8 protein-coding genes, 1 tRNA gene and 1 pseudogene are annotated in these 6,974 nt (G+C 64.5%); 8 read left to right on the forward strand and 2 right to left on the reverse strand.

What is annotated here, in order from left to right; translation table 11 throughout:
- From QZ772_RS17260 to QZ772_RS17275, 4 genes and pseudogenes are all read left to right on the forward strand, one after another.
- A pseudogene (locus QZ772_RS17260) lies at nucleotides 1–167 on the forward strand (2Fe-2S ferredoxin); the annotation flags it as partial.
- Nucleotides 168–213: 46 nt separating this feature from the next.
- Nucleotides 214–936, forward strand: a complete 723-nt coding sequence (gene dnaQ, locus QZ772_RS17265) for a DNA polymerase III subunit epsilon (protein WP_295528828.1) — start codon at nucleotides 214–216, stop codon at nucleotides 934–936.
- Between the two features lie 60 nt (nucleotides 937–996).
- Nucleotides 997–1,071: transfer RNA gene (locus QZ772_RS17270), tRNA-Val, on the forward strand.
- A gap of 164 nt (nucleotides 1,072–1,235) precedes the next feature.
- Nucleotides 1,236–2,546: a GGDEF domain-containing protein gene (locus QZ772_RS17275; protein WP_295528830.1), complete on the forward strand. Its 1,311-nt coding sequence runs from the start codon at nucleotides 1,236–1,238 to the stop codon at nucleotides 2,544–2,546.
- A 79-nt stretch (nucleotides 2,547–2,625) separates the two neighbouring features.
- Here QZ772_RS17275 and QZ772_RS17280 read toward each other — a convergent pair whose 3' ends face one another.
- The gene (locus QZ772_RS17280; protein ID WP_295528832.1) at nucleotides 2,626–2,874 is read right to left on the reverse strand and encodes a CsbD family protein; all 249 of its coding nucleotides are present in this window, start codon (nucleotides 2,872–2,874) and stop codon (nucleotides 2,626–2,628) included.
- Nucleotides 2,875–3,069: 195 nt separating this feature from the next.
- Complete coding sequence (locus QZ772_RS17285; RefSeq protein ID WP_295528834.1) at nucleotides 3,070–3,528, reverse strand: DUF192 domain-containing protein; 459 nt, start codon at nucleotides 3,526–3,528, stop codon at nucleotides 3,070–3,072.
- A 107-nt stretch (nucleotides 3,529–3,635) separates the two neighbouring features.
- Here QZ772_RS17285 and QZ772_RS17290 point away from each other — a divergent pair, with 107 nt between their 5' ends.
- The 4 genes from QZ772_RS17290 to QZ772_RS17305 all read left to right on the forward strand — a co-directional run.
- On the forward strand, nucleotides 3,636–4,400 hold the full coding sequence (locus QZ772_RS17290) for a 16S rRNA pseudouridine(516) synthase (RefSeq protein ID WP_295528836.1): 765 nt from the start codon (nucleotides 3,636–3,638) through the stop codon (nucleotides 4,398–4,400).
- A gap of 80 nt (nucleotides 4,401–4,480) precedes the next feature.
- A complete protein-coding gene (locus tag QZ772_RS17295; protein WP_295528842.1) occupies nucleotides 4,481–5,431 on the forward strand; it encodes a selenium-binding protein SBP56-related protein in 951 nt (316 codons plus the stop codon).
- Nucleotides 5,421–6,242, forward strand: a complete 822-nt coding sequence (locus tag QZ772_RS17300; protein ID WP_295528838.1) for a polysaccharide deacetylase family protein — start codon at nucleotides 5,421–5,423, stop codon at nucleotides 6,240–6,242. Before QZ772_RS17295 ends, QZ772_RS17300 begins: the two co-directional genes overlap by 11 nt.
- 29 nt (nucleotides 6,243–6,271) lie before the next feature.
- Nucleotides 6,272–6,974, forward strand: a 703-nt coding sequence (locus tag QZ772_RS17305; protein ID WP_295528840.1) for a sterol desaturase family protein, incomplete at its 3' end; no start/stop codon positions are given.

Below are 6,974 nucleotides of genomic sequence, written 5' to 3' on the forward strand. Positions count from 1 at the left end.
GGCTCGCCTCGCTGAACGAGGCCGAGGAAGAAGAGGAAGATCTGCTCGACCGCGCCTGGGGCCTGACGCCGCAGTCGCGCCTGTCGTGCCCGGCGATCCTGGCGCAGAAGGACCTGGTCGTGGAGATTCCCAAGTACACGATCAACCACGCCAAGGAAAACCACTGACCATGGCGGCGTCTTCCCACCCTGAGGTATCCCTAAAGGAGAGCGCATGTCTCGCCTGATCGTCCTCGACACGGAGACCACCGGCCTGTCGGCGGAGAACGGCGACCGGGTGATCGAGCTGGGTTGTGTCGAGCTGGTCAACCGCAAGCTGACCGGCAACGATCTGCATCTGTACTTCAACCCGGAACGCGAGAGCCACGAGGACGCGCTCCGGGTCCACGGCCTGACCACCGAGTTCCTGCGCGACAAGCCCAAGTTCGCCACCATGGCGCGCGACGTGGTGGAGTACCTGCGCGGGGCCGAACTGATCATCCATAACGCGGCCTTCGACGTCGGCTTCCTCAACAAGGAATTCGAACGGGTCGGCCTGCCGCCGCTGCGCGATTACGTGGCCGAGGTGACCGACACCTTGGTCATGGCCAAGCAGCTCTTTCCCGGCAAGCGCAACTCGCTCGATGCGTTGTGCGACCGCTTCGGCGTGGACCGGTCGAACCGGACCTTCCACGGCGCCAAGCTCGACGCGCAGTTGCTGGCCGACGTCTACATCAATCTCACGCGCGGCCAGGATGCGCTGCTGATCGACATCGACACTGGCGAACGCGAGGAGCGGGGTGTGGTGGTCGACGTGGACTTGCGCCAGTTCACACTGCCCGTGATGACGGCGACCAGCGACGAACTGGCGCTGCACGAGCAGGCGCTGGTCGACCTCGACAAGGCCAGCGGCGGAAAGACCATCTTTCGGTTGCAAGATCAAAAAAGCATGGCATAATCTAAGGCTTCGCGCAGCACTGCACGAAGCCGAAGAAGCCGATGCAAGTTGGCTTCTGACGGGCGGTTAGCTCAGGGGTAGAGCACAGCATTCACACTGCTGGGGTCGGGGGTTCAAAGCCCTCACCGCCCACCACAATTACGAAAAAGCGCCACCGACAGGTGGCGCTTTTTTTTGCCGCCGCGTGCTCACGCATCAGTCAGGCAGTCAGTGAAAAGCGCGGCATGTTCAAGCCACACTTTTGGCGTAAAGGGCGAGGACAATGTGCCGCCGCGGGCTCAGCCCGGACCCCTATGCCCATGCGCCGATCCGTTTCCGAAAACTTTCTCGACCTGTTGTTGGATGCCGTCTGCGCGGTCACGAGCTCGGGCAACTTCGTTTTCGTGAATGCGGCTTTCGAGCGCATCTTCGGATACGGTGCCGAGGAGGTCGTTGGCCGGAACATGATGGAGTTCGTGCACCCGGACGACCGTGAACCTACCTTGCAAGCTGCCCGCCGGGTGATGGAAGGGCATCTTCAGCTGCACTTCGAGAATCGTTATATACGCAAGGATGGCAGCACCGTTCACATACGATGGACGGCGCGTTGGGTGGAGAGCGCGGGCGTGCGCGTGGCCGTGGCGCACGACATCACGGAACTCCACCGGGCACGGTCCGTTCAGGCGGCGCTCTATGCAATCTCTGAGGCGGCGCATGCCGCCCAAGACCTCTACGCTTTGTTCGAAAGCGTGCACGGCATCATCGGATCCCTGCTGGATGCGCGGAATTTTGCGGTGCTGCTGTTCGACGACGGGCGACAGATGCTGTATCCCGCGTACCAAGTTGACGCGACGGGTCAGGTCCCTGGACCGGTGAGCCCTGAAGAGACCCCCTGGCTCGCAGCGCTGCTCAGCCCCGCGCCTGCCGAGGCGGGGCCTGTTGCAGACATGCCGGCGGGAATGCTGGCGGCCGCACTTCCGACACAGGACGGGCCGATCGGCGCGCTGGTGCTGCGAAGCGAAGACCCCGAGCAAGGCTATGGCCGCGCCGATGCGGAACTGCTGCATTTCATTGCAGCTCAGGTGGCCACGGCCATCGAGCGCAAGCAACTGCATGTGGGGCTGCAGACGCTTGCGCAGCGTGACCAGCTGACTCAGTTGTTCAATAGGCGCTCTTTCGTCGACCGGCTCGCCGCCGCCGTTCGTACTGCAAAGGAGCACCAGACCGAGCTGTCGCTGCTGTTTCTCGATCTGGACGAATTCAAGCGGGTGAATGACAGCCTTGGTCACGTCACCGGCGACAGGCTCCTCCAGTCCGTCGCTGACAGACTCAGCGCAACAGTCAGAAGTGCGGATCTCGTCGCCCGCCTGGGAGGCGATGAATTCGTGGTGCTGCTGGAACAGGATGCCGATGGCCGGGGGGCCGAGATGCTGGTCAACCGCATCGAACAGGCATTCGTACAGCCGTTCTTGGTGGGCGAGGCGGTGCTGACGATGCGTCCAAGTATCGGCGCCGCTCGCTTTCCGGCAGATGCGCAGGACGCGGAGCAACTGCTTGGGCATGCCGATGCAGCCATGTATTCCGCAAAGCGCAAAAGGGCGGCAAGTCGTGCGCTTGCCGCCCCGGGTTAATGCGCAATTTCGCCGCCCACCTCACCTTGTTCAGGTGCGATGGCGCAATGAATGAAGCGCTTGAAGCCCGAGATCCCGCTCAGCGACGGGCGCAGATCATGCCAAGCACGAAGCCAGCGGCGGCAATGCCACCCACGAGCCCCAGCGGATGCTTGACGGCGAGCTCCCTAATCTCGTCAAGGGCCTGGCCATAGCTTTGCTGGACGGCGCCTTGCGCTTCACTTACTTTGCCGTCAGCCTGCATTCCCTTGTCACCCGTGACCTCGCCGAGGGCGTCCTGGGCCTTGCCAGCCACGCGCTGGAATGCGCCTTGTGCTTGTTCGAGCATCGAAAGATCCTTTGAAAATGTTCGTTGGGCCCGCCGCTGAACATCCAGGTCATGCGGCAGGGTCTGGTTAATAGGATCGTTCGAACGCCGGGGGCTGGCTGTAGGCGCAGCTGGACGCTTTCGCGTAGTGAGAAAGCCCAGGCGGTTGTCAGTGCCCGAGCGCGTCAGCCACGCTCCCGGGCTCCCGAGCAGCGGTCAGCGGCCGCCCGAGAACGGCGTGCCGGACAGTTTGGTGCCTTTTCGCAGACCCTTCCTGGCAAACCAGCCCTGGTTCATCTCCAGCACGTAGCGCACGGGTGCTTCCGAGCAATGGCTGTCGGTCGTCTGCGCCTGCATGTCCGCCAGATTCACGATCCGTCCGTCGTCGGCGACGAAGGCGGCGGTCAAGGGGACCAGTGTGTTCTTCATCCAGAAACACTGCACGGCGGGCTCCTCGAAGACGAACAGCATGCCTTCCTGCTGAGGCAGGTTCTCGCGGAACATCAGGCCGGTCTGACGCTGCTGGGGTGTGGAGGCCACTTGGGCATCGATCCGGTACATGCCGACGGTGATCGGGACACGGGGAAGGTCGAGCTGCGGTTGCGCGGCGACGAGGGTGGTGGCGGCCAGCAGCGCGGCGGCCGCAGCCAGAAAGCGGAGAGGGGAATGGAGCATGGCGCTTCGATGCGGTGGTGGGTGGCACGTTCCCGGTGAGCCCGGACGCGCTGCATTGGATTGTGGTCCAGCGAGCGGCAGGGCGTCGACTAACATCCGCGCCCACGATGCAACTGCAAGAACTGCTTTTCAGCCAGGGCTTTGGAACGCGGCGCGTGTGCGCCGGGTTGATCCAGCATGGTCATGTGGTGGTCGACGGGCAGACCATCACCGATGCCACCTTTGATGTCGATGCCCAGGAAGGCCTTCGCTACACCGTCCAGGGCAAGCCATGGGAGTACCACGCCAAGGCCTATGTGGTCCTGAACAAGCCGGTGGGTACAGAGTGTTCGCAGAAGCCGTCGGCGTGGCCATCGGTCTACACATTGCTGCCTGATCCGCTGCGTCAGCGTCCGGTCAAGGGTGGGGTGGATGGGGTACAGGCCGTGGGTCGCCTCGACCAGGACACCACGGGCCTGTTGCTGCTGTCGGACGATGGCAAGTTTCTGCACCGCATGGCCTCGCCCCGCCATCATGTGCCCAAGGTGTACGAGGCGGAGGTGAAGCATCCTCTGGACGACGCGCAACTGGAGCGTCTGCGCCAGGGCGTGGTGCTCGACGACGATCCCAGGCCGGTGCGTGCGTTGGCCGCCGAGCGGCTCGACGCGCTGCGTCTGCAGCTCACACTCGACGAAGGCAAGTACCACCAGGTCAAGCGCATGGTGGCCGCTGCGGGCAACCGCGTCGAAGCTTTGCATCGGGCGCGCGTTGGCGCGCTGTCATTGCCGCCCGAGTTGGCGCCCGGCGAATGGCGCTGGCTCACGGCTGCGGAGGTGGAATCGCTGTTCCAGGTCAACAAGCCAGCCACGAAGTCATCCCCTGCTGGGGGATGACCGTTAGTATTTTTCGTCCCGCCTCCACAGGTTGAATCTTGCGCGCTCATCCCTTTTGTGCCGGCCGCCTCGCAGCCGCACTGCTGACCCTGGCCTGTACCTGCCTGCCGAGCTTTGCGGCACCGCCCACGCCTCCCATCTTCGTGCTCAATTCGCTGGACGCGACCGTGAGCCTGATCGATCCGACGACATGGAGCGAGCTGCGCCGCGTGTCCGTTGGCAAGGAGCCTCACCACATCTACCTGACGCCGGATCAACGCTCGGTCCTCGTGGCCAACTCCGCGGGCGACTCGCTGACTTTCTTCGACCCGAAAACGGGCGAGATCCAGCGCACCGTCAACGGCATCATCGACCCGTACCAACTGCGCTTCTCGCCCGACATGAAGTGGTTCGTCACCGCCGCCAACCGGCTGAACCACGTCGACATCTACCGCTGGGATGGCAGCAATCTGCAACTGGCCAAGCGCATCGCCACGGGCAAGACGCCCAGCCACATCTGGATCGACTCCAAGAGCACGACGGCCTACGTGTCGATGCAGGACAGCGATGAACTGATCGCCGTGGACATCGCCACGCAGACCATCCGCTGGCGCGTCCCGACCGGGCCGATGCCCGCGGACATCTTCGGCATCCACGACGACAAGACCCTGCTGGTCGGCCTGACGGGCGGCGAGGGCGTGCAGGTCTTCGACGTGACCGGACGCGAACCCAAGGCGGTGGGCGTGCTGCCGACCGGCAAGGGCGCGCACGCCTTCCGGGCGGCCGGCGATGGCAAGACGGTCTTCGTCAGCAACCGGGTGGCCAACACGATCAGCCGCATCGACTTCACGACGCTCAAGGTGGTGGCGAACTACGTAGTGCCCGGTGGCCCCGATTGCATGGACGTCACGGCCGATGGCAAGCGCCTTTACGTAACCTCGCGCTGGGCCAAGAAGCTGAGCGTGGTCGATCTGCAGACTGGCCAGCTCATCAGGCAGGTGCCCGTGGGCAAGTCACCCCACGGGGTCTGGACGCTCGACCATGCGCGTTGAACGCTTCAGCCGCGGGCTGCGCCGCCTGACCGGTGCCCTGCTGGCCGTTGCCGGGGGCGTTTCGGTGGTCGTCGCTGCGGCGGCAGACTGCAGCAAGCCGGTCTACCTGACTTTCGACACCGGCCACATGGGTGTGGCCCCGCTGGTGGCCGATGTGCTCAAGCGCCATGACGTCCGCGTGACCTTCTTTGCCGCTGCCGAGCGCACCAAGGACGGCGGCGACAGCCTGGACGACCACTGGGCGCCATGGTGGAAGGCAAGGGCGGCCGACGGCGACGAGTTCGCCTCGCACACCTACGACCACGCCTACTGGCGAGGCGACCTTCCCGACGAGAAAGGCCAGAAGCGCTTCGTCATCCAACCCTCCGCGGGGCCGCAGACCGGCAAGCGCACGACATGGTCGGCCACGCAGTACTGCGAGAACATCCGCAAGTCCAGCGAGCGGCTGGCCCAGATCACAGGCAAGAAGCCGCTGCCGCTGTACCGCGCGCCCGGCGGCAAGACCTCGCCCAAGCTGCTGGAGGCGGCGCGCGAGTGCGGCTACCAGTATGTGGGCTGGTCGCCCGCCGGGTTCCTCGGTGATGAACTGCCCAGTGACAAATATCCCAACCAGCAGTTGCTGGCCCAGGCGCTGGAGCGCATCCGCCCCGGCGACATCCTCCTGGCCCACCTGGGCATCTGGTCACGGCAGGATCCCTGGGCGCCGGCCGTGCTCGAACCCCTGGTCACCGGCCTGCAGCAGCGTGGCTTCTGCTTTCGGACGCTGCGCGAGCATCCCGATTACCGCGCCTGGATCGCGGCGCATCCCTGAGCGCTGGTTGTGATGGACGGAGAGTTTCAATGGACTGGCATGCCTGGCTGACCGATCCTTTCGGTCTCACGCAGCAGTGGCTGTTCGAAACCGTGGTCCAGCCGGTGATGTTCGCGGCTGGAATGGGCAACCTGCTGGAGGACGGCTTCGACGCCACCGGCTGGCTGCTGGTGGGCGTCATCGAGATCGCCGTCATGCTCGCGATCTTTGCGCCGCTTCAACGCTGGCAGCCGGTCGAGCCGGTGCGGGACCGGCGCGCGGTGCGCGTCGATGTGGTCTACACACTGATCCACCGGCTGGGGCTGTTCCGTGTCGGCATCTTTTTTCTGCTGCAACCGCTGTTCGACTGGGCGCTGGGCCATGTGCGCACGGCAGGCTGGGGCACCATGCAACTCGACGCGCTATGGCCGGGCGTGACCGATCAGCCGTGGGTTACTTTTCTGCTCTACCTCGTGGTGCTGGATTTCGTCGAGTACCTGATCCACCGGGGCCAGCACACCATCGATTGGTGGTGGCGACTGCATTCGCTGCACCACTCTCAGCGTCAGATGACCATGTGGAGCGACGCCCGCAATCACCTGCTGGACGACGTCATCCACAGCACCATCGTCGTCGTGGTGGCTCAACTCATCGGCGTGCCGCCGGGCCAGTTCATCGTGCTCGTGGCGCTGACGCAGCTGAGCCAAAGCCTGCAGCACGCGAATCTCCGGCTTCACTTCGGCCGATGGGGCG

Source organism: uncultured Pseudacidovorax sp., from assembly GCF_913773995.1.
GTDB lineage: Bacteria > Pseudomonadota > Gammaproteobacteria > Burkholderiales > Burkholderiaceae_C > Xenophilus.